Consider the following 21,478-nt stretch of genomic DNA (forward strand, 5'->3'; position numbering starts at 1 on the left):
GGAGCATCACCTCCCCGTTTTACCCTGTGTGCAATCGATGACGAACCTGTTATTGTCCTGTGAATAATCCATTAAACCCTAAAACAATGCCATTGGTGGGCTTTTTATTGAAGCCATCATAGCCAGCCACCACATCTACCCGCAGGGTTTTAAAGATGTTTTCCAGTCCCACAAAAATTTCCATGTAATTGCGGCTGGCATCCACCAAAAAGGCGTTGCTACCGGTTACGAGGTTCCAGTTGAGCCGGCGGAACAAGGGGATTTTATTGGTGAGCAAACCGTTTAAATGCCACTCCACATGAGCAGTGGCAACAAAGTTATCTCTGGTACTGTTGGCATAATAAGGTGCCAGTTGAAAGCTTCGCACAAATGGACTGGCCACAATGGTTTGGTTACCGTTGAAATGGCGCCAATCGGGCAGTTGCACATTGCTGTTGTTGATGAAACCGCCTACTTCTGCAAAGTATTTTACTGTACCGCCGAGCTTCATGTTGAGGTCGTCTTCCACACTCAGCAGCCATTTGCCAAAATCAACATCAGAACCAAAGATGTTTTTCCAGCCCTTGGTCAACGTCAGGTTGAAAACGGGCTGATCACTTTCTACCACAAACCTGCGTTTGGGATATTGAATAAACTTTACACCTGGCTGCCAACGCAATGACACCGTGGTGAGCCATGCCTGGTGCCTGTCGAAAAACCCTGCCGGCAGCTCTTCGGGATAGTTGCTGGTAAAGCGGCGGTCGCGGTATTGCTTCCACTTGTACGTAGTGTCTGTGTTTTGCAAAGGTATCCGGTCTTCGTAGCTCATGCGGAGAGTTAACCGCATGCCGTTGTTCAAGGTTTTACTGCCAGCGACTTCTCCAAATGCTTTCTCATAAATCTTCATGTAATTGGCCGTGTACAAGAGTGTGGCTACACTGTTGTTAAGCCCTTGTATCGGTGACGATGGATTGAATTGATATACATTTTTACCACCGGCTACTGATACATTCCATCGCTTGTTGTATTGCTTGCCAATTTGCTTGGTAATGCTGGCACTGGCGTTGAAATGCTGATTGCCAAAACCATAGCGCAACCGTGCATTGATACTGTACGCACCGGTATCGCCCCACTTACGGAAAGAGGGCTCAATTTGATACGCCCACTGCTCCACCGTGTTGTATTGGATACCCAACGCTACAGCCGGAATGTCGAACACAGTTTTGTTTTTCCGGCTGATAAAACTTTGCCCCCGCAGCAGCAGCTTGCCTACACCAAACTTGTTGCGTTCAGCATCGAGTGAGTCGAGGTATTTCGGGTCTTTCAGTTTTTGCTCCAGCGTGTCTTTGCGCAAATAATCTTGCCGCTCTTCTACCGTGAGTGGCGTGGGGCGAATGCTGTCCCAAAACTGCACCGACTTTTTATTGGCAGCCGTGTCAATGCTTTTGATGACGCGGGTTTCAAACACATGGCTGATATCTGTTTGCAAATCGTAATCGCTGAAAACCGCTACAAAACTGGCACCCGCTTTAATACCAAAAATGCCGAAGGTTGCATCAATCTCTGTGTTTTGGGGCATCCACACTTTGCCATTCACCGGAAAGAATTGCTGTCGAATGAGCAGACTGTCTACCAACTCAATTTGAGACTCTTTGTTGAGCCCCAGATTGACACCATGCAACCGCCAGCTACCATCCATAATTTCTATAAAACCACCTGCAAACAATGGCTCGTATTTGCGTTTGGGCATCACTTTTACCCGCAGCACTTCTTTACCATCTTCAAAATAAGATCCCTCGTATTTGTAGCGGTAAAAGTGTAAGGCATTTTCGCTGATGGGCGACACAAAGCCGCGGTTGTTAAGTCCTTCAATTTGTATGTTGTTTTCATACAAATTCACTTCCACATCTTTCGGGCTATTGAAACCAAAGCCATTGCTGTTGCCACTCACTTTGGCAGATATCACTTCTTCTTTGTACTCCTTGGGCAGGCGGCGATAGTATTGCGTCAATGATTCACTGAAATATACAATGCCTTTACCGGCGCTGTCTATCACATCGCGGTTGGGCTTGAGCTTTACACCCAAAATACTGTTGGGCATGGCGTAGGTGCGAATCATGCCTTTCATGTACACCCGGGTTTGCCATTGCTTTACTTCATTCAAATAGTCTTTACGCTTTTTGATGGTATTGCGAATGATTTCATACGCAGGATCTTCTGCATTGGCTTTTACCACTACATCGCCCAGTTCTGTTTGCTGAAAATTCAGCTGAAATTCAAGCTCGTTATTACCTGCTTTGATGGTTATTTTTTTCTCTGACCGTTGATAGCCCACATACGCACATACTATGTTGTATTCGCCGGGCTTTAGCTCCAATGCATAGCGGCCTTCGGTATTGGCCACCGTGCCTTTGGTATTCCCTTTTACATACACAGAGGCATAGGGCAACGGTGCCCCAAACTGGTTGGTAATTTTACCTTGCACTGTAGCCTGCCCCAAAGCGGCAAACATGCTACCAATAAAAAACAGACTTAGAAAAAAACAGCGGGTGGTTTTGGTGTGCAGCAAATTCATAGATGGCAAATTAACGGCTGCACATGGCAAAGAATTGTGAAATACTTTAAGCGGCCTTTTTTCTGGTAAATGAACCCGTTAATGCTGCGAGGCCACCTACCAAACCTCCCACTACGCCAGTGATGATGATGAGCAACATTTTATTGCCTTCCAGTGGCAACACTTCTGCCATACGCTTGGCCATTACACCGGCATTGGCATTATCGATTACCGCTGCCAATACCCACCACAACAAAGCGACACCCAAAAAGCCCGCCAGAAAACTGGCCCAGGGTTTAAGTGGTACAATAGCAGCGGCAATAAAAGCGGCTATAGCTACAGTCCACCAAGGCAATACATCGTTGAGTACATACACAATGTAGCCCAGCAAAATCGTCAATATAAAAGTGGCAATGAATTTCATGAGTGGTGTTTTTAAAACAATCAAGATTTGCTGAAGGTGATTTTCCATTTGGCCTTGGGCGACTGTTTGTCGTTGGCTGTCATCAACCAAAGTGCGTTATATTCTCCTTTGGCCCACTGGTCTACAAACTGGTCGTAGTACTTGCTGCCGGGGTTGCCGCTCTGGCCACCGGGATACACACCCCAGGCTTCGGTTTTATCGGTCATGTGTACAATCACCCGCCAGCTGGGGCCATGTGTTTCTTTGGTAGCGTTGATGATTTTAGCACCACCACCAATGGGCAAATGCATGCGGCTGAAGCCCGGCAATCCCGATAACAAATGACTGATGCGAACATTCCTAAAAGCCGACCAGCTTAGGTCTTTGGCGGTTTTTAAATCTTCGGCTGTTTTATTCAACGCAGCGGTCAGCATTTGCGGTAGTGTTTCTATCGCAGGCGTATTGATGTTGTCGACAAATACAAACGCCGAATCTCTGATGATGCCTTCCAGCAAGGTATTGTCATGCGGAAAAGGAACGGGCAAACCGTCTTTCCGGGTAATGTTATCCGTCCAAACGGTATCAGCAAAATTGTTCCACCAGGTATAAAAAATGGACATGCCTTTTTCAGTGGCATCGGCCCGCATATTCCAGCGGCGGTAATCATCCAGCAACAATTTAGCAGCACTGCTCAGGTCATTTTCCTGCACATTGTTGAGCAGCACCGTTCTGGCCATTTCAGCAAAAATGTTGTAGTTGTCTGTTTGCATTTGCTTCATGCTATCCACCGTTACACCGGTTTTGGCAGACAACAAACGGTTGATGATAACACCACGGTACACATCATGCACACCACCGAGGTAGAAAGGATACGCAGAATCAGCCGGCAATTGGTTGGCACTGCTCACAAACCCACGGGCCGGATTTTTCATATGCACATTGTCATCATCAGCAATGATGCCCTGCCAGCGATAAGTAGAATCCCAACCGGGCATCACAAAATCGCCCTGGCCACGCCACTTGGCCGGAAACTTGGCTTGCTGCCACCACGCAATGGTGTCGGTTTTGCTGGCAAACACAAAGTTTTGTCCGGGGCATTTGAACAGCCGGATGGCTGCCAGATAATCTTCATAATTTTTGGCTCTGTTGAGGCCTTTGAAAGCACCGAGCTCCAAACTATTGTCGATGGCTTTCCAGCGAATGGCGTAGGCTTTACCATTTTTCAATTCACTTTGGAAAGTGCCATCATACATCACGGGGCCCCAAACGGTCAATGGAATTTTATCAATATAATCAGCCTTGCCACGAATGCGGATGGTTTCTGTACGCCATTCTGTTTTTACCCATTCGCCATTGTACAGGTATTCGTTCATGCTGCTGTCGCGAAACTTCACTTCGTAAAAGTCCATCACATCCCGCATGGCATTGGTTACACCCCAGGCAATGCTGTCATTGAAACCAATCACTACGGAAGGTGCCCCGGGAAAGCTCACACCATAGGTATTGTACTCAGGCGTTACGAGCTGAATTTCGAACCATAACGAAGGCAGATTTAAGCCAAGGTGTGGATCATTACACAAAATAGGACGACCACTGGCAGTGCGGCTGCCACCTACTACCCAGTTGTTGCTCCCATTGTCGGGGTCAGGTTTATCTACTTCATATGCAATGCCCGTAGGTTCGGCCGTTTCTAATGAATCAACATTGGCAGGCTTCACCGGCAGTGGCGTTTGCACATTGTACACCGTGCCTTTGGGAGAAATGGGATCCAGTGAATCGGCTTGTGCAGGAAAAGCTTTGCCAAACATTTCTTTACCCAAATGATCCCGCAGGTTGGTCATGGCAAAATCATCGAGGTCGCTGGCCAAATCGTAGCTCATGTATTTCAAAAACAACGCAGAATGAAAGGGCGTCCATTCTTCAGGCGCATAATCGAGGAGCTTGAATTCGATGGGATATTGCGCCGGCGACAATTGATGAATGTAATGATTGACACCAGCAGCATACGCTTCCATAGCGGCCTTGTCTTCGGGCACTTCATTCATGGCTTTCACCGAATTTTCAGCGGCCAACATCATGCCCATTCTCCGAAACTTGCGGTCGTGTTTTTCGAGCACACTGTTGTCGCCTACTTTTTCGCCCAGCACTTCGCACAATCGGCCACCTGCCGCCAACACCTGAAACTGCATTTGCCACAACCGAAACTTGGCGTGTAAATAACCCTGTGCGAAATAGGCATCGGGATCGTTTTGGGCAAACACATGCGGCACCAACCGATCATCGAGGTACACTTCTACCGGTGCTTTTAAGTAAGGCGATTGAATGTCGAGGCTAAAGTCGGCATCGGCCGCTTCGGCATTTTGCCACAGGCCATGCGAAGGGCTCAGCATTTTACCCAGCGGCGGCACCGTTCCCAGTTTGGAGTTTAGCGCTACCACCAGGCCGGTGGTGAGTATGGCACAAATGGTAAAGGGCAGTATCCTCATAGCAACCTTGGTTTGAAGGTGGTGAAAATAAGGACAAAACGGCCAACTTGATGGGCAGGCTGGCGGCTGTTCAAAACAACAATCCGATTGTCAATTATTTTTGCGGCATGAGTGACAATAGTACGTATCAAAAGAACATTTTGGGCTTGCAATTGCCCACCGATCCACGCTGGGTAAACCTGGCTGAAATTTCGCTGGAAGAAATACTGACCGACCATGCCTATTGCGAACAAAAAGCCGCCATTAGTTGCATGAGCCTCATACAACGCTACAGCGATAAAGATGATTTGGTAGATGAACTCTCTCCCATCGTTACCGAAGAATGGGGGCACTTTCGATTGGTGCTGCACGAAATACGCAAACGGGGTTTGCAACTGGGCAAGCAGCGCAAAGATGATTATGTAAATGCCTTGCTGGCTTTTGAAAAAAAGGGGGTAAAGAAGAAGACCGCTTGCTGGACAAAATACTCATTTGTGCACTGATAGAAGCCCGTAGCTGCGAACGTTTCAAACGCCTGAGCGAAGGATTGGATGATGAATACCTGAGCCAGTTTTACCGCCGCTTTATGGAAAGCGAAGCCGGCCACTACCGCACCTTTATCGACCTGGCCCGACAATACCTCCCCGAAGAAAAAGTGTGGCAGCGCTGGGAAGAATGGTTGCAATACGAAGCCGGTGTAATGTTGAGTCTGGATGTGAGGGGCGATAGAATGCATTAATGGTTGGTGGATGATAGTTGGTAGTAAAATCAGTGGGCATCCGTCCTCATCCCAACAATCCGCGTCTTGTATCATTCGTGCAGCTGTGGCTATGCAGATTAGCCTTGCTGAGGCAAATACTGCTTCATCTCTTCGTGGTATTCTTGTGCAATTTGTTGGGCGGCTTCGGCAAAGTCTTCTCCCGATGAAGCATAGATGACAGCACGGCTGGCATTCACCAGCAAGCCACATTCGTTGTGCATACCATACTTCGATACATCCCGCAAGCTACCGCCTTGTGCACCCACACCGGGCACCAGCAAAAATGCTGCGGTACTATGCTGCGCAAATGTTCAAACTCATGCGCCTGTGTGGCACCGGCTACAAACATCAGGTTGCCAGGTGTGCCCCAAGTGGACACCGTTTCCAGTACTTTTTCAAACAGCAATTCGCTGCGGTCGCCACTTACTACAGATGGCACCAACGGTAGTTCTTCTTTACTAGGGGCCAACTTCAATCGCTGAAAGTTTTCGCTGCCTTTGTTGCTGGTAAGGCCCAGCACAATGGTCCATTTGCCCTCATATTCCAGAAAAGGCCGTACACTGTCTTCGCCCATGTAAGGCGCCACGGTAATGGCATCTACATTCATGTGCTCAAAAAATGCCCGGGCATATTGGTGCGAAGTATTGCCAATATCGCCCCGCTTAGCATCAGCGATAGTGAGGTGCGTTTTGGGAATGTACGCAAAAGTTTCCTGCATGATTTCCCAGCCACGGGCACCCATGGCTTCGTAAAAAGCGGTGTTGATTTTGTACGACACACAATGCGCCAAGGTAGCATCAATGATGGCTTTGTTGAAGTCGAGTACCGCATTGGGCTTGCCTTTGAGGTGAGCAGGCAGTTTGGTATCGTCGGTATCGAGGCCTACGCAGAGAAAGGTTTGCTTCGTAAAAATCTGTTCTACCAATTGCTGTCTGGTCATGCGGAAAAATTTCGGCAAATGTAAAGTGCAGCCTCATAGTGTCGCTGCAGAAAAAATCAGGATGACAGCGACTGCAGCATGAGTTTGCCTACAGCACGGTCGGCTTCGTTGGCCGATTGCAACAGGCTTTCGGCAATGCGTTTTTGGGTTGCCGCATCTTTATTCTGGCTGAGTTTGAATATGTGCTGCAGTTCTGTCACTTCTATTTCAAAACCCACAATGGCTTTTACATTTGTTTGCACATATTCATCCGTCATGTGCCGCATTTGTGCCGGCGAATTTGGGTCTTGCTCAAAATGAGCCGTCAGCTCGTTGAGCATTTGCAACAACCATTCGTCCGTTTGCCATTGCAAATAACCCTTGGCATGCACGGCAGTATAGTTCCAGGTGCTGGCGGTATTGGGCTGCGGATACAGGCTGGCACTTACATAACTGTGCGGACCGGTAAACACCGCCGTTACTTGCGGATGCGCCGCCCAACTGAGGTGATGATCGGTTTTGCGTTGTATGTGGCCTTGTAAATACAGTTGTTCATTACGCACTGCTATCAACACGGGAATATGACTGATGGCCGGCCAGCCATCTTGCCCCTGCCCCACAATCGTTACAAACGGATGGGCATGCATAAAGCGAAGCACTGCTGCTTCGCTTTGCACCCTGAAATAGGAAGGACTATACATGATTGTTTACTCCACCATTTGTACCACGGCGGTTGGCGCCATGTTGGCATTGCGCATGGCGATGTTTCGCACCGCTTTGCTGGCAAATTCCATAAAGGCCTGTTTGCTGATTTCGTCGTTGCCCACCAGTGCCGGTACACCAGCATCGCCGCCTTCGCGGATGCTTTGTACCAACGGAATATGACCGAGGAAAGGCAGTTCGTATTCTTCGGCGAGGTTCTTGCCGCCTTCTTTGCCAAAGAGATAGTATTTGTTGTTGGGCAGTTCGGCAGGTGTAAACCAGGCCATGTTTTCTACCAAACCAATAATGGGCACTTTAATTTGCGCCTGACCAAACATGGCAATGCCTTTTTTGGCATCGGCCAGTGCAACGGCCTGCGGCGTGGTTACCACTACCACACCGGTTACAGGTACGGTTTGTACCATAGTGAGGTGGATATCCCCGGTGCCGGGTGGCATATCAATAACGAGGTAATCGAGTTCGCCCCACTCCACATCGGTGATGAATTGGCGGATGGCGCTGCTGGCCATGGGGCCACGCCAAACCACGGCATTCTTATCATCTACCAGCAAGCCAATGCTCATGAGTTTGATGCCAAACTTTTCCAGCGGTACAATCACCGCTTTGCCATTGCCGGCGTCTTTCATGAGGGGGCGTTCGCCACGTACACCAAACATAATGGGTACAGACGGGCCGTAAATATCGGCATCCATGAGGCCCACTTTGGCGCCACCGGCAGCCAGTGCCAGCGCCAGATTGGCCGATACGGTGCTCTTACCAACACCACCCTTGCCACTCACCACAGCAATGATATTCTTCACGCCCGGCAGTTGGTTTTGGCCATCGCCACGGGCAGTGGTTGTGTTCGAAGTGAAGTTTACTTTCACATTGGCTTCCTTATTTACCAGAAATTTTACCGCATTGGTACTGGCGGTAGCCATCATATCTTTCATGGGGCAGGCAGGCGTTGTGAGCACAATCGTAAACGATACGTTGTTGCCATCAATCACTATGTCTTTTACCATGTTCAACGTCACCAGATCTTTGCCCAAATCGGGCTCTTGTACGTTGCTCAGCGCCTTCAAAATATCCTGCTCAGTCATTCTCCAAGTTTTTGTTAAAGCAAAATTGATGGCGCAAATTTAAACCTGCACCGGTTTACTTTGTTGAAGAACCTTGTTACCAATTCAGGTATTTTCGCTTCATCCGAAATGCATTCATGAAGAGATTTTTTACATACACGTTTGTTTGCCTGCTGGTGCTAAGTGCTCCGGCCAAGTTATTCGCCCAGCAACAGCAAGTTGAAGACAGTGTGGTGCAACTGTACGGTGTGGTAATGACCGCCGACAGCCTGCGTGGCCTCGATGGCGTAAGTGTTTCGGTAAAAGGCAAGGGCCGCGGTACCATTACCAATTTTCAGGGTGTATTCAGCATTGCCGTGCTTAAAGGCGATGTAATTGAGTTCAGCTTTATTGGTTTTAAATCAAAGCAGGTCAACATTCCGAAAAACCTGCAGGGTTCTGAGTACAGCATCATTCAGCTGCTCACCAGCGATACCAACTACTTACCCGGCACGGTCATTCGGGCAAGGCCTACCCGCCCCCAGTTTGAACGTGATTTTGTAAATACAGACATACCTGCTGATGAATACGAAGTAGCCCGCCAAAACCTGGAAGAGCAAAAACGGGCTGCCCTGATGGCCAGCCTGCCCAATGATGGCCGCGAAGCCATCAACTATACCTTGCGCCAGCGGGCCAATGCCTCTTACTATACGGGGCAGCTACCACCGCAAAACATTTTCAACCCCTTTGCGTGGAACCAATTCATCAAAGCCTGGAAGCGGGGCGATTTTAAAAAGAAGAAATAACGGAGATTTAGTACAACATAGCCATGCAGCCAACTGCGTGGCTTTTTTTTGTAAAAGCAAGGCTTGCTTACATTGCATATAATGTCTGGATGTATTTGCTTGCACTTACCATATCAACACTAATTCCTAAATACTAATTCCTCACTCATCATTCCCCCAAATCCTGCACCAGTCTTTTGCGCAGCATGTTCAACGCAAAAGTGGCCGTGAGTTCAATATTGCGGCGGCGGTCGAAGCGGAACTGCATCAGCTGGGTATCTACCCCGTTGGGGCCTGCCACGGCCATCCACACAGTGCCAACCGGTTTATCGGGCGTAGCACCACCGGGGCCCATGATGCCGCTGACGGCAATCGCATAATCAGCTTCTGTATTTTGGAGAGCTCCTAGTGCCATCTCAGTTACCACTGCTTCGCTTACGGCACCTTGTTTTTTCAACGTATCCGGTTTTACACCCAGCAATTGTTGCTTGAGGTAGTAACTATAGCTCACTATACTTCCCGCATAATAATCAGAAGAACCAGCATGGCTGGTAATGAGGTGCGAAATATAGCCCCCAGTGCAACTTTCTGCCGTTACCAGCACTTTGGTATGCGCTTTCAGCAGGCGGGCACAAACCAGTTCCAGCGGCTCATCGCGGTCGGTTACCATGTATTCTTTTACCAACGATTGCAATTGTGTAAACTGCTCATCGAGGGCTTTTTCCAAGATCATTTTTTCGGGGCCGGTGGCGGTAAGGCGCAGCCGCACCATGCCATAGTTGGGCAGGTAGGCCAGTTTGATGTTGGCGGGCAGGGTTGCTTCCCAATCAGCTATCAAATCGGCCAGAAAGCTTTCGCCAATGCCCGCCGTGAGCAAAGTGCGGTGCAATACGGCAGGCAGTTGCATGTGCTGAGCCAACCGGGGCAGCACATCGCTGGTCATCATGCCCTTCATTTCGTGGGGTACACCGGGCATGCTCACAAATACAACGCCGTTTTGCTCAAACCACATGCCAGGTGCTGTGCCACGGGCATTTTGCAACACCGTGCAACTGGCCGGCACTTCTGCCTGCTTGATGTTGCGTTCGGTAAGCGGCCGGTTGAGCTTGGTAAAAATGGTTTGGATGTTTTGGAGAGCAGCGTCATTCATCACCAACGATGTACCGAAGTATTTGCAGAGCACAGGTTTGGTAATATCATCGGCAGTGGGGCCAAGGCCACCGGTAATGAGCACGATGGATGAAGATGCAGCGGCTTTGTTCAATGCATCTACAATGTCGGCGGCATTGTCGCCCACACTGATGCGTTGCTTTACCAAAATGCCGGCTTCGTTCAGTTGTTGTGCCATCCAGGCACTGTTGGTATCTACCACCTGGCCTATGAGCAGCTCATCGCCTATGGTAATGATGGTAGCAAAAACGGTTGTCATGTGTATGAAATAAAACTTGAAAAGGAAAGGGCGGGCAAGATAGCTCATTTGCCAGCTACCAAAGTGCTTCGTTGAGGGTAAATGACCGAATGCAAAAAGGCCAGCACACTGTAAAATGTGCTGGCCTTTTCTGAAGCTAAACCCTAAGATGTCTGAAGCATTAGACCCCTAAGCTGATTCTGAATGTAACCCCTAAACCTAAGAACAGGAAAGTAAGTGTCAAACGCAGTCGTGTGCTTTGCCCGCCTCTCGTATTTGTTACTGCATCCTTACCAGCTTTGTTCCAGCCCGGCCGGTAAGGAAGTAGTTGTTCATTTTTCCAGCCAATGAACAACTGCTGTACAAAAAGTAGTTCCACCGAGCAAGTATGTTGAATTTCACCCCAACCCCCTATTGCTGCTCTTGCGGCTTGCTGATTGCTTGTAGTAACCAAAGAAACGATCAAAGAACACGATTGCTTTTGCCATACAAAGATGCGACAGCTTATTGGCCGGCTAAATAGTGCAACATGGGTAAACATTGTCGTTGTTGTACCGACAAGCAGCGCATCTGTAGTACTTGCACTGTAGTGGGCAAAAAAAATCCCCGGCCCTGAAAGACCGGGGAACACCCTGAATAAACCCCGAGTAAAAAAGTTGATGGTTGGTGTAAGTAAATGCTCTGTTGAAGGAAGAATAAACGAAGCCGGCGTCCAGCTACAAATCACCGGTTACCCTCACTTGCGCAGCAACCAACGTCCAGCACATCAGTTCCTGCATCTTGTTTGCCTCCTGTCCAATATTCTTCTAAGTTTCGGATCAAAAGAAAACCGTTGTTCGTCACAAGATGGTGTAGGCATCCCCTTTTATTCTTCCATCAAAGAGCACAATCATTATTGCAGCATAAAGGTCTTACTGCTATGTAAGAAAAATTATAGAAGGAGATGGAATTGCAGTGTCGTAATTACTGCTACAGCTACGTAACAAAGTATATATAAAAAAAGAGCCCTCCTGAGAACAGGAGGGCGTGTTTAATACCCTTAAACCCTTGGAAAGAAAATCTTTATAACGAAGCAGGCATTGCAGCGCTGCGGTTAAGTCTTTTTGTTTGGTTTTCACCGGTCAACTGTTGGTGATTGTTTCCCTCTGTTGACAATCCAAAGAGAACATTTTTCACTTCCGCCAGAAATAGAACATTCTCAAATTCATGTGTAGTTTTTCAGCAAGCAACACCTGTAGTACAACTACTACAAACAGGGGAAATAGCAACCTCATATACCAACAAAAAAATCCCCCTGAGAACAGGGGGAAGATTATAATACCCTAAACCCTAGAAAAAATCCGAACCTGAAAGTCATTAGAAACCAAAGTGTCCAGCTCGTTTCTCAATGACGACAGTACAAAGAGAAGCTTATATCGCTGATAGGCCAATAGCAATTTGAACGATAACCAAGTGGTTGTTCACTACAGCCAACTTGTAGCGCATTTACTACATGCAATATTTTTTGTATATAAAAAAATGTTTCTTCAATGTAACCGCCTGTACGCACAAAAAAAGCGGGACTCTTTCGAATCCCGCTCCTGGTAAGGTTTTCAGTATATTAAATGAGCTTTTGCTCAACTGCATACAACGTTAAATCGGCATTGGTTTTCATGTTCATTTTTACCAATATACGTGCCCGGTAAGTACTGATGGTGGTTACGCCCAGGTTCATGGCTTGAGCAATATCCGATACCGATTTACCCATGGCTAATAATTTGAATACTTCATATTCACGGTCGCTCAGGTATTCGTGCAAAGGCTTGTCGGCTTCTGTATCAAACACAGATGCCAGCTTTTCTGCCAGCAATGGTGTAATGTATTTTTTGCCCAGCAATACGGTACGAATCGCTTTTACCAATTCATCAGGCGCACTGTCTTTGGTAAGATAGCCCGATGCACCGGCTTTTAATGCACGGATGCCATATTGATCGGCAGGATATACACTAAGGATAACGACTGGCAGCTTGGGGAACATCTGACGGATTTGTGTCAATGCATCTAAACCACTGCGGCCGGGCATGGAAATATCGGTGAGTACCACATCCCATTCGTCTTTCATTACATGCTTTATCAAATCTTCGGCATCGCCCACTTCTTCTACATGAGCTGTCGGGTATTCTTCTTTCAGAATTTCCTTAATACCTCTCCGAACAATATTGTGATCGTCTGCAATAATGATCCTTAACATAGCATAAATTTAGGGTAACCCCCACAAACCTACAGCACTATACAACATGAATCTGAATAAATAGCTGGTTTAGGATGTGTGCGGTTGATGCGAAAGTAGTTGTTCATTCATCATACTGCACATTTTCATCATATAAATAATGCCGTTACTGACAAGAAATAGACATTTCAAGCAAGAGCTTGCTGGTATTTATTGGTCAGCATTCATACAGCCTTCTGTATCAGTACATTTACAACCTCAGTAACCATCGCCATGAACTATAAGCCCAACCTTTTATTTGCCCTCTTGCTATCCGTAACCGCACCTACCCTGTTGACTGCACAAACAGACCTGCCAACACAATTGCAAAAAGGCTACGCCAAAATGGCCAACAGCGACAACATGCAATATGCTCTCATTGGCTTTACCGTGCAGGATGCCAGCGGCCAAACCATTTATTCGAACATGGGCAACACGGGCCTGGCACCTGCCAGCTGCCAAAAAATTGTCACTGCTGCAGCAGCTTTCGACCAGCTGGGCAGCAACTTTAGGTACAGTACCAACGTAAGCCTGAGCGGTACTGCCAATGGCAATATCTGGAAAGGCGATTTGCTGGTGCAAGGCAGCGGCGACCCTACCCTCGCCAGCTGGCGCTACAAATCGGTACCCGATACCGCATTCTTTTTCCAAACCCTACAAGCCCTTCAGCAAAAAGGCATTCAACGCATCAGCGGCCATATCATTGGCAGCAACATGCAATTCAGCACACAACCCATTCCCGGTGGTTGGATTTATGATGACATCGGCAACTACTATGGTGCTGGCAGCTGGGCCCTCAACTATCACGAAAACCAGTTTGATGCCAGCTTTAGCGCCTCCGGCAATGTGGGTGACCGCCTGCCGCTGAAACGCACCACTCCCGCCAGCGGCTACGACGAAATAGATAGCTATGTAACCCTCGGCCAGCCCGGCACCGGAGACAACAGCATTATTTACGCTTCACCCTACAGCCCCAAAGCCTACATCAGCGGCACCCTGGGCAAAACCAACCAAACCTTCACTATCAGCGGGGCCATCAGCGATGGCGAAACGGCACTGCTGCAAGCTTTGGCGGATTACCTGCAGCGCAATGGTATACAAATAGACGGCGATGTGCGGCCTGCAAGATTGTATGCTGCCAAGCAATGGAAAATACCCGCCGCAACGCAATCACTCACCAGCTTTCAATCGTTGGGGCTCGATAGCATTGCGTATTGGTTTTTGCAAAAAAGCATCAACTTGTATGGCGAAGCATTGCTGAAAACCTTGGCCGTGAATGCCGGCAAACCCGGCGATACCGATTCCGGTGCCGAATGGATCCGCAACTTTTGGGCAGGCAAAGGCATCGACCGCAATGCCCTGCGGGTAAAAGATGGCAGCGGCCTCTCGCCGCAAAACCGGGTAACTGCCAACTCACTGGTAGCCGTGTTGCAATATGCTAAAAAGCAACCCTGGTTTGCGGCCTATTACGAAGGCTTCCCGCTCATTCACAACATCAAAATGAAAAGCGGCACCATTGGTGGTGCCAAAGGATATACCGGCTACATCAGTGATAAAAATGGTAAGGAATATTGTTTTGCCCTGCTGGTAAACAACTACAGCGGCAATGCGAACACCGTTGTGCAACAAATGTGGCAATTGCTCGACGTGATTACACAATACAAATAATGCTTTCCCTAAATTGCCAATCGAATAAACGGCTATGCTGCTCTATGGAAAATCAAGATTATAAAAACCACCGCCAAATGGTACCCGGCTACCATTATGTGTTGTCGCTCATCATTCTTTGCTGCATTGTTATTTCTTCTGTAGTGCTGGTAGAAAAACTACTCAACCCACAGGAGCGAAATGTAGAAGCCATCTTTTCTTTTTTTGTGTCGCTGGCGTTGGCGGGTTTGTTTTGGTTTGCCCGTGTGTTTGCCCTCAAGGCCCAAGACAGGGCCATTCGTGCCGAAGAAAATTTCCGTCATTATATCCTAACCGGTAAGCCTTTGCCTGCACAGCTTCGGCTGGGCCAAATCATTGCGTTGCGTTTTGCCAGCGATGCCGAGTTTCCGGCACTGGTGCAAAAAGCCGTAGCCGAAAAGCTCCGCAGCAACGACATCAAGAAAATGATTGTAAACTGGCGGGCCGATCATCATCGGGTGTAATTCAAATGCTGCCATGCCTGCGGCAAATGTTTTGCAATATCCATCGCCGTCATGGCTTCTGTGCCCATTGCTTTTGCAGCCGCATCACCAGCACTGCCATGCAGCCATACCGCCAGTATCGCCGCATCTTGCACAGCATAACCCTGTGCCAGTAAGCCCGTCATGAGTCCGGCCAATACATCGCCGCTGCCTGCTTTGGCCATGCCATGGTTGCCCGTGCTGTTGAAATACACATGCCCGTTGGGCAATACAATGCGGGTGTACGCCCCTTTCAGCACAATGCACAAGCGATAATGCTTCGCCATGTGTATGGCTTTTTCTAAGCGCAACGCATGGTTGTTGCTGTGGCCAAACAACCGGTCGAACTCACCCACATGCGGAGTGAGCACAATGGGTATGCGCAAAGCCGCCAGCTCCAAAATGGGCAACATATCTACCAGCAACGACAAAGCAGTAGCATCTATCAGCAAAGGCACAGAGCTGTTTTCGAGCAGCCATGCCAGCAGTTGAATGTGTTCTTCATCGGCTACCCAACCTGATCCTACGCCAATGGCCTTGATGCGCCGTTGCAACTGAAAACTTTCATTGGCCAAAGCGCCTTTCGCTGCACAAATGGCTTCAGGATTTGTTTGTTGAATCAACGGCCAGGCACTGGCTTCGGTAGCAACGGTTACCAGGCCGGCACCGCTGCGCAATGCTGCATGTGTAGCCATTACTGCAGCGCCCATCATAGCCGTACTGCCCGCACCCAGCAATGCATGGCCACGGGTACCCTTGTGGGCAAACCGATCATATTGTATGGGTTGCAGCACTGCCAACGGATGCGTAACAAAACCGGCTTTGGGTGGCTGCTGCTGCACAAAACCCGGATGCAGCCCAATGTCCAGCACTTCCCATTCGCCCACATAGCCGGCATTTTCAGGCAGCATAAAGGCAAGCTTGATACATTGAAACGTAAAGCAGTAATCGGCCTGTATCACCGCATCGCCTTCGGTGAGTCCATCGCACCACAAACCCGAAGGCACATCCACCGCCACCACCGTATTGGGCAGGCTGTTGATATGTGCTACAATAGCGGCCATCCAGCCTGTGAGCAACCGGCTGAGCCCCGTGCCAAACAAGGCATCTATCAAAATGGCATCGGCAGGAATATTGGGAAACTGAAAGTTGGTTTCATCAATCTGTAGTACGGTACCACCCAAGGCCAGCCAGCGTTGGTAGTTCAATTCACAATCATGCGACAGCGGATGTACCGATGGCATAATGACCTGCACATCAAAACCATGCTGGCGCAGCATGCGGGCAATGGCTAATCCATCACCACCATTGTTGCCCTTGCCAGCCAGCACATACACGGGCTGCTCCGGCGAAAACTGCGCGACAAATCGTTGGGTAAAAGTTTGCGAAGCCCTTTCCATCAAATCGATGGAGGCTATGGGTTCGTGCTGGATGCTAAAGGCATCCCATTGTTTGATTTCGTTGGCACTGTAAATGGGTATCATGCCGGGGTGCCGTATCAGCGTTTTTTACCGCTGCGGCGCTTTGAAGTTACGGCAGTTTTACGGGCAGGCACCACCTGTTTTTTGGTACCCGACTGGCCCTGCTCCACTTCTTCTTCATCGGTACTGGTATAGAAGTACGGCCGGAAAACATTGGCGGCCCTCGAAGAAGAATAAATGCGGTTGGTAAAGCGGTTGCCCGTTACAATAATCACCGCCGTATCGGCTATCACCCGTTGAAACACGGCATTGTTGCCATGCCACCAACCATTGTGGTACGGAATCTTCAGGCTGTCGTTGAAAATTTTGAGGCGCCAACCCAAGCCATACTGCTCAATAGGGTCGTTGTATTTTTTATCGGTGTAGCTGGGTGTCCACGCACTATCGAGCCATGCCTTAGATAGCAGCACTTCATGGCGGATGGCGCTGTCATATTTCAACAAATCGCGGCAGTTGGTGTACACGTTTTTATCGCCATAAATGGCATCCAAAAAGTTGAACGGGTAAGGCCTGCCTGCGGCATCCCAACTGGTGAGGTAATCGCCGGGGTTTTGATAGCTGAGCACATAGCTGTGCTGCATGCCCGCCTTGGCAAAAATGGAATCCTGCACATATTTGGGAAAGAACTGCCCGCTGGCTTTTTCAACAATCAGCGCCAGCAGCGCAAAGTTGGTGTTGCAATACCTGAAGCGGCTGCCGGGTGTAAACTCCAGCCCGGGGCGGTTGGCATAAAACAAATACAACACATCGGTATTGCTGGCTACCCGCTTGGGGTCCCATTTGTACTGCGGAAAAAGATTGGCATAGTTGGGCAAACCACTGCTGTGGTTGAGCAGGTTGCGTACCGTTATGCCCTTGTACGGAAACAGCGGAAAATATACCTGCAAGGAGTCATCGAGCTTTACCCGGCCAGCCTGCACCTGCTGCATAAGGGCAATGCTGGTAAAGGTTTTAGAGGTGGATGCCACATGAAAACGGGTATCCATATCAATGCTGTCTGTTTTATCCTGATCGGCGTAGCCGGTATAATGCTCGTATAGAATCTGTCCGTTTTTGGCCACCAAAATGCCACCCGAAAAACGTTCGTTGCGCAGCAAAATAGAATCGAAAAAATGAGCCAGTGCGGCCTGGTATTGATTGATTTCATTCGTGTCCAGCTTTCGCTCCGATACCCGTGGCAGCGGATTGCCCATGCTGTTGTTGTTGCAGCTCCAAAAGGTAGCCAGCAACATGCACAGCAGCATCACCCCCATTATTCTTACACGCTTCATGCCTGCAAAAATGTTGGTTGAGGCGGAAACGACCAATTGGCCGGGGCAATTTTGGCTTGCTTTTTTTACACAGCTGTTGGTGGGTGGGTGAAAGCAACTCAATACAGCTGCCATTTGAAGCCCTCACAGCTTTGATATCTATAAAGCAATAACAGCTAACTACATGCTTTCATTTGCCATAGCTGCCAAGTCTCTTGTTTTTAAAATCTTATCTTTAATCCATGAATCTTTCAGCAGCAGAAATACAAACCATCAAAAAATACTTTCAGGACAAGCCGGTGCTGAAAGCATTTGTGTTTGGTTCCTCCTCGAGGGGCGAAGCGCTGCCCGAAAGTGATGTAGATATTTTAGTAGAGCTGGACTACGCTGAGCATATTGGCCTTGGCTTTGTAAACATGCAGCTGGAACTGGAAGAAAAGCTGCATAAAAAAGTTGATTTGGTTTCTAGCAACGGCATTTCAAAACACATTCTCCCTTTCATCAATGCAGATAAAGAACTGATTTATGAAAGGTAAACAGGGCGATAAGCAAAGGATACAACACATGCTTGACGCTATTGCCGAAATTGAGCATTACACTTTTCAAACAAATTTCCCTGCGTTTATTGAAAACTCCATGATGCGTTTTGCATGCATCAAACAAATGGAAATTATCGGCGAAGCTGCCAATTACGTTACAGCTGAAACAATAGATGTTTTTCCTGACATTCCATGGCGGCAAATAATAGGGCTGAGAAATATTTTGGTACATGAATATTTTGGTGTTGACAACAACCTGATTTGGCAAATCATCAGCAAAGATTTACCTCCTTTGAAACTGGGCCTGCAAAACGTTCTCGCCACTCTCGATACATAATTTTCCCAGCTCTTCGGGATTGAAACCCCGAAGCCGCAAAGGAGGATTTGAAACGAACGGACAAGGAGTTATGAAAATAACCGCAAGTGGAAATGAGGTGAAAACTTTCGGTTATTGAGTTGGTAGCAACTAATACAATACAACAGAAATATGAGGAATTCCATTTGCATTTCAACTTTCACGTTACTAATTTTTGCTTGTGGACAAACAAATCAGAAGACTGACAAGCTAGAAAAAAGTGGACAAACTATTTCTACCGGAAGTAAGACCCAAACAGCCCAATCGACTGAGACAATAACCAAGCTTGACAGTATTGAGAAAGAAAACAATAATAGTATTGTTGATTCTAAAGATAGTATTACGAAAGCTTTTGTTTTTCTAAAAGACGGGGACAGCACAATATATTTGATTGCAAACATCAAGAAAGACCATAGGATATTTGGTTACGCCAGTCCCGACGTCAAATCAGAACGGCTTTTACTTTTATCTGTATTCACAAATGATGTTGAAAATAATCCATTCGGTTGCAGGCTTGGTGCTTATTACGACACAAATGGAATGAATGAATTGACTTTGAAGTATAACTCGACAACTGGAAACTTTATTAAAGCGACAGCAATTGACAAGGCAAACAACTCGACAACTATTTTCATTGAAAAGAAATGGATAGAATTCGAGTAATGACGACAGAAATAAAAGCAGCCGGTAACAAAGTTATTTTGTCAAATAGGCGAAGGTGAAAGCCAAGCGTTTTGTAGAGTCTCGTTGCAGATAATAGAAATTTGCAATCCCGAATCCATAACGGCGGTTTTGCAATCCGCATATACAAACTGAAATAAGTGAGGGCTTGCACATCCTGAACAGCGAAGATGGCCCCACCAGCAATCAATCATTGTTCATCCAAACCCTACGTCCTTTTCAAAAGCCATTGCAGGCAACATCATACATCCTCCACCAAGTTTTCCCCCACTCCACCACCACTTGGAAGGTGCAGGTTGGGCCAATCGGCAGGGTTCGTTATTTTTGAGCATCATGAGCGACAAAACAACCAGCTATCCCAAAGAGAAAATCAAGATTCTCCTCTTAGAAAATATCAGTGAAACGGCCATCGCCAATATCCATCAGCATGGCTACGCCAGCATCAAAAAAGTGGCCGGTGCCCTCGACGAAGAAGCCCTCATCAAAGAACTGAAAGATGTGCATTTGCTGGGCATTCGCAGCAAAACAAGGGTGACCCGCAAAGTGCTCGAAAATGCACCCAAGCTGCAAGCCATTGGTGCGTTTTGCATTGGCGTCAATCAAATTGATTTGACTGCAGCTACGCAGCAGGGCGTGTCGGTTTTTAATGCCCCCTACAGCAACACCCGCAGTGTGGCCGAATTGGTGATTGGTGCCGCCATCATGCTCATTCGCCGCATCCCCGATAAAAACAATGCAGCCCATGCCGGCATTTGGCAAAAAGATGCCACCGGTAGTTTTGAACTGCGGGGCAAAACCATTGGCCTGGTGGGCTATGGCAATATTGGCAGCCAGGTAAGTGTGCTGGCCGAAGCCATGGGCCTGAAAGTGATTTTTTATGATGTGCTCACCAAACTGCCGCTGGGCAATGCCGTGGCTTGCAAAAGCCTGAAAGAAGTGGTGAGCAAGGCAGATATCGTAAGCCTGCATGTGCCGGAAACCAACAGCACCAAAAACCTCATCAGCAAGCAGGTAATTAAGCAAATGAAAAAAGGCAGCATCCTCATCAACTATGCCCGTGGCGAAGTGGTGGATCTGGATGCACTGGCTGCGGCGCTGAAAGCCGGCGACCTGTCGGGTGCCGCTATTGATGTATTTCCGGTAGAGCCCGAAAAGAACGGCGAACAATTTGCTTCGCCGCTGCAGGGCCTCAGCAATGTGTTGCTCACCCCACACATTGGCGGCAGCACCCTCGAAGCACAAGAAAACATTGGTGTAGATGTGAGTGCAAAACTCCTCGGCTATTTGGAAAAAGGCATCACCTATGGCAGCCATACCGTGCCCGCCCTCAGCCTGCCCATGCTCGAAGGTGCCCACCGCATTTTGCACATCCACAAAAATGTGCCGGGTGTACTCAGCGAAATCAACACAGCATTGAGCAAGGCCCACATCAATATTTTGGGTCAGTACCTCAGCACCAATGAGCACATTGGTTATGTGGTGCTCGATGTAGACAAGAAGCTGAGCAAGCAAGCTTTTTCATTGCTGAAAGAAGTGAAGCACACCATCCGTGCCCGCATGTTGTATTAAGGCAAATGTTAGCAGCGATATAAAAGCAGTGTTTTACAGCACTGCTTTTTTTATATCGTATGCAAAGCCCGTGGTCGATGCATCTTTCCACAAACCTTGCACGAAGCATCCGGCCGTCATTCAACATGATAAATTTCTGTAACATTGACCC

General features: G+C 48.0%; 21 protein-coding genes. 9 read left to right on the top strand and 12 right to left on the bottom strand.

The features are described 5' to 3' along the window. Positions 1–49: 49 nt before the first annotated feature. From GLV81_RS11670 to GLV81_RS11680, 3 genes are read right to left on the bottom strand one after another with little or no spacing between them, the layout of a single operon-like run. Complete coding sequence (locus tag GLV81_RS11670) at positions 50–2,554, bottom strand: DUF5686 and carboxypeptidase regulatory-like domain-containing protein (protein ID WP_157479019.1); 2,505 nt, start codon at positions 2,552–2,554, stop codon at positions 50–52. 46 nt (positions 2,555–2,600) lie between these two features. Beyond that, complete coding sequence (locus tag GLV81_RS11675) at positions 2,601–2,957, bottom strand: hypothetical protein (protein WP_157479020.1); 357 nt, start codon at positions 2,955–2,957, stop codon at positions 2,601–2,603. 20 nt (positions 2,958–2,977) lie between these two features. Continuing rightward, positions 2,978–5,422 (bottom strand): penicillin acylase family protein, encoded by a 2,445-nt coding sequence (locus GLV81_RS11680; RefSeq protein ID WP_157479021.1) that lies wholly within the window; start codon positions 5,420–5,422, stop codon positions 2,978–2,980. 107 nt (positions 5,423–5,529) lie between these two features. Between GLV81_RS11680 and miaE (GLV81_RS21290) the strand changes: the two genes are divergently transcribed. Both miaE (GLV81_RS21290) and miaE (GLV81_RS21295) read left to right on the top strand, forming a co-directional pair. Next, a complete protein-coding gene (gene miaE, locus GLV81_RS21290; RefSeq protein WP_281350686.1) occupies positions 5,530–5,904 on the top strand; it encodes a tRNA isopentenyl-2-thiomethyl-A-37 hydroxylase MiaE in 375 nt (124 codons plus the stop codon). Then, positions 5,874–6,140: a tRNA isopentenyl-2-thiomethyl-A-37 hydroxylase MiaE gene (miaE, locus tag GLV81_RS21295; RefSeq protein WP_281350687.1), complete on the top strand. Its 267-nt coding sequence runs from the start codon at positions 5,874–5,876 to the stop codon at positions 6,138–6,140. Before miaE (GLV81_RS21290) ends, miaE (GLV81_RS21295) begins: the two co-directional genes overlap by 31 nt. A 98-nt stretch (positions 6,141–6,238) precedes the next feature. On the opposite strand, the gene GLV81_RS20400 is transcribed toward miaE (GLV81_RS21295), so the two are convergent. From GLV81_RS20400 to GLV81_RS11700, 4 genes are read right to left on the bottom strand one after another with little or no spacing between them, the layout of a single operon-like run. Continuing rightward, a complete protein-coding gene (locus GLV81_RS20400; protein ID WP_246185959.1) occupies positions 6,239–6,382 on the bottom strand; it encodes a hypothetical protein in 144 nt (47 codons plus the stop codon). Next, positions 6,355–7,101: an orotidine-5'-phosphate decarboxylase gene (pyrF, locus tag GLV81_RS11690; RefSeq protein ID WP_246185960.1), complete on the bottom strand. Its 747-nt coding sequence runs from the start codon at positions 7,099–7,101 to the stop codon at positions 6,355–6,357. The genes GLV81_RS20400 and pyrF overlap by 28 nt, the downstream gene beginning before the upstream one ends. Positions 7,102–7,157: 56 nt before the next feature. Then, positions 7,158–7,781 (bottom strand): FMN-binding negative transcriptional regulator, encoded by a 624-nt coding sequence (locus tag GLV81_RS11695; protein ID WP_157479022.1) that lies wholly within the window; start codon positions 7,779–7,781, stop codon positions 7,158–7,160. A gap of 6 nt (positions 7,782–7,787) precedes the next feature. Continuing rightward, entirely contained in the window at positions 7,788–8,885 is a 1,098-nt protein-coding gene (locus GLV81_RS11700; RefSeq protein WP_157479023.1) for an Mrp/NBP35 family ATP-binding protein, read from the bottom strand. 116 nt (positions 8,886–9,001) lie between these two features. Between GLV81_RS11700 and GLV81_RS11705 the strand changes: the two genes are divergently transcribed. Further along, on the top strand, positions 9,002–9,649 hold the full coding sequence (locus GLV81_RS11705) for a carboxypeptidase-like regulatory domain-containing protein (protein WP_157479024.1): 648 nt from the start codon (positions 9,002–9,004) through the stop codon (positions 9,647–9,649). Between the two features lie 148 nt (positions 9,650–9,797). Here GLV81_RS11705 and GLV81_RS11710 read toward each other — a convergent pair whose 3' ends face one another. The 3 genes from GLV81_RS11710 to GLV81_RS11720 form a co-directional block, all read right to left on the bottom strand. Continuing rightward, positions 9,798–11,057: a competence/damage-inducible protein A gene (locus GLV81_RS11710; protein WP_157479025.1), complete on the bottom strand. Its 1,260-nt coding sequence runs from the start codon at positions 11,055–11,057 to the stop codon at positions 9,798–9,800. A 160-nt stretch (positions 11,058–11,217) separates the two neighbouring features. Further along, a complete protein-coding gene (locus GLV81_RS11715; RefSeq protein ID WP_197428260.1) occupies positions 11,218–11,763 on the bottom strand; it encodes a hypothetical protein in 546 nt (181 codons plus the stop codon). Between the two features lie 873 nt (positions 11,764–12,636). Continuing rightward, positions 12,637–13,266 (bottom strand): response regulator, encoded by a 630-nt coding sequence (locus GLV81_RS11720; RefSeq protein WP_157479027.1) that lies wholly within the window; start codon positions 13,264–13,266, stop codon positions 12,637–12,639. Positions 13,267–13,518: 252 nt separating this feature from the next. On the opposite strand from GLV81_RS11720, the gene dacB reads away from it, so the two are divergent. Together dacB and GLV81_RS11730 are read left to right on the top strand one after the other, a co-directional pair. Beyond that, positions 13,519–14,952, top strand: coding sequence for a D-alanyl-D-alanine carboxypeptidase/D-alanyl-D-alanine endopeptidase (dacB, locus tag GLV81_RS11725; protein ID WP_157479028.1), 1,434 nt, complete (start codon positions 13,519–13,521; stop codon positions 14,950–14,952). 44 nt (positions 14,953–14,996) lie between these two features. Beyond that, on the top strand, positions 14,997–15,434 hold the full coding sequence (locus GLV81_RS11730; RefSeq protein ID WP_157479029.1) for a DUF6526 family protein: 438 nt from the start codon (positions 14,997–14,999) through the stop codon (positions 15,432–15,434). Here the strand turns inward: GLV81_RS11730 and GLV81_RS11735 are convergent. Together GLV81_RS11735 and GLV81_RS11740 are read right to left on the bottom strand one after the other, a co-directional pair. Further along, complete coding sequence (locus tag GLV81_RS11735; RefSeq protein WP_157479030.1) at positions 15,422–16,936, bottom strand: NAD(P)H-hydrate dehydratase; 1,515 nt, start codon at positions 16,934–16,936, stop codon at positions 15,422–15,424. The two genes, GLV81_RS11730 and GLV81_RS11735, sit on opposite strands and share 13 nt — an antisense overlap. Before the next feature lie 14 nt (positions 16,937–16,950). Beyond that, positions 16,951–18,204 carry a serine hydrolase domain-containing protein gene (locus GLV81_RS11740; RefSeq protein WP_197428261.1) on the bottom strand — a complete coding sequence of 418 codons (1,254 nt, stop codon included), beginning with the start codon at positions 18,202–18,204 and terminating at the stop codon, positions 16,951–16,953. A 221-nt stretch (positions 18,205–18,425) separates the two neighbouring features. Between GLV81_RS11740 and GLV81_RS11745 the strand changes: the two genes are divergently transcribed. From GLV81_RS11745 to serA, 4 genes are all read left to right on the top strand, one after another. Further along, positions 18,426–18,719 (top strand): nucleotidyltransferase family protein, encoded by a 294-nt coding sequence (locus GLV81_RS11745; RefSeq protein ID WP_157479032.1) that lies wholly within the window; start codon positions 18,426–18,428, stop codon positions 18,717–18,719. Beyond that, on the top strand, positions 18,709–19,059 hold the full coding sequence (locus GLV81_RS11750) for a HepT-like ribonuclease domain-containing protein (RefSeq protein ID WP_157479033.1): 351 nt from the start codon (positions 18,709–18,711) through the stop codon (positions 19,057–19,059). The genes GLV81_RS11745 and GLV81_RS11750 overlap by 11 nt, the downstream gene beginning before the upstream one ends. Positions 19,060–19,209: 150 nt before the next feature. Further along, positions 19,210–19,740 (top strand): hypothetical protein, encoded by a 531-nt coding sequence (locus tag GLV81_RS11755; RefSeq protein WP_157479034.1) that lies wholly within the window; start codon positions 19,210–19,212, stop codon positions 19,738–19,740. 351 nt (positions 19,741–20,091) lie between these two features. Then, positions 20,092–21,327, top strand: coding sequence for a phosphoglycerate dehydrogenase (gene serA, locus GLV81_RS11760; protein WP_157479035.1), 1,236 nt, complete (start codon positions 20,092–20,094; stop codon positions 21,325–21,327). Positions 21,328–21,478 lie beyond the last annotated feature (151 nt).

The organism is Phnomibacter ginsenosidimutans (genome assembly GCF_009740285.1).
GTDB classification, from domain to species: domain Bacteria; phylum Bacteroidota; class Bacteroidia; order Chitinophagales; family Chitinophagaceae; genus Phnomibacter; species Phnomibacter ginsenosidimutans.